The organism is Mesorhizobium sp. M4B.F.Ca.ET.089.01.1.1, assembly GCF_004022605.1.
GTDB lineage: Bacteria > Pseudomonadota > Alphaproteobacteria > Rhizobiales > Rhizobiaceae > Mesorhizobium > Mesorhizobium abyssinicae.
The window spans coordinates 1-1128 of record NZ_RZOS01000885.1 but is presented as its reverse complement, the minus strand read 5'-3'; the positions used below and the strand labels follow the sequence as shown (position 1 = coordinate 1128).

Genomic DNA, 1128 nt, shown 5'->3' with positions numbered 1-1128 from the left:
GATCAAAGGAAACGGTGCGAAGTATCCACCGCTGCCATCGTATCCACTGAGATACCGAAGATGGCCATGGGCAGTCACTACAAGTGCGTCTAGCCCGGCGTTCGCCACTGCCTCCAGCACGTTGAGCCGTCTGCGCTCGTACTCGGATCTCGGGAACGGCACACCCGTCAGAGGAATACCTGAGCACATAGGCGCCATATCTCACCTCAATGATTTGCCATGTTGTGGGTCGCTTAAGCATCGGGTGCGCCTCAGACCGATGTTCGAAGCTGTCGCTTAACGTGCTTTGGTTCAGCCAGACATTCAACCGTCCTAGCGGCTTGCGTCAAATGCAGTTTTTATATCGTCGTCATCTGGCGGCGAGATGCAGCTAAGGCACAGCGATCGATGAAGGATAATTCCTGCTCCGCCACACATTCGGTCCGCGGTGAATTGCTTGCTAACCACGACGCCAAGAATAGTAACACGAGTGAATGTTGAAACCGAACAAGGCATCCCGCGCGCGGCGGATGCGATGCAAACCGTCGGACAGTGTACGCAGGAGAAGGCGACGGATGAACTCGTGCGGGTCGAGCCTCACGATCTTCGTCTTGCCGCGATGGCGATCGTCCGGGAGCGGGACGGAACCCGATCGTCCTGACGCGCCATGTGAAAGCGTTCCTGAAGGCGCAGCCAAACAAGACGGATCGTAATGACGCACGCGGCATCGCGCAGGTGATGCGGGTCAACCTGTACCGCCCGGTGCATGTGAAGACGCTCACGAGCCAGAAGCGGCGGGCACTGTTGACTGCCCGCAAGCTTCTGCATGGGAAGGCGATTCGCCCTGGAGAACGACATCCGTGATCTTCTACGCAACTTCGGCCTCAAGGTCGGTTTTGTGAAATTGAGGAGCGTATTCTCGTCGCAGGAATGCCCGATCTCGAGATCATGGCACAATTGCTTGCCGCTCGGCGGAAGCTGCGTGAGGATTCTCTCGTTTGCACCGAAAGTACTGACGATCACCAAGGAGGATACGACCTGCAACCGCTTACAAATATCCCCGTGTCGGCCCCATCACTGCGCTGGCCTTCGCCAGCGCCATCGATATTCCGGCCCGCCTCCACAAGTCCAAGGCGGCGGGGCCGGAAT

The 1128-nt window shown here is 57.8% G+C and carries 1 protein-coding gene and 2 pseudogenes; 1 reads left to right on the top strand and 2 read right to left on the bottom strand.

Annotated elements, in window-relative coordinates; translation table 11 throughout:
- Positions 1–189 (bottom strand): aminopeptidase P family N-terminal domain-containing protein (locus EN780_RS34765; protein ID WP_245500219.1); only part of this gene is annotated, 189 nt, incomplete at its 3' end.
- 316 nt (positions 190–505) lie between these two features.
- Positions 506–610: pseudogene (locus tag EN780_RS41080) on the bottom strand (transposase); the annotation flags it as partial.
- 23 nt (positions 611–633) lie between these two features.
- Between EN780_RS41080 and EN780_RS41075 the strand changes: the two are divergent.
- Positions 634–880 (top strand): annotated as a pseudogene (locus EN780_RS41075) (transposase); the annotation flags it as partial.
- Positions 881–1128: the final 248 nt, after the last annotated feature.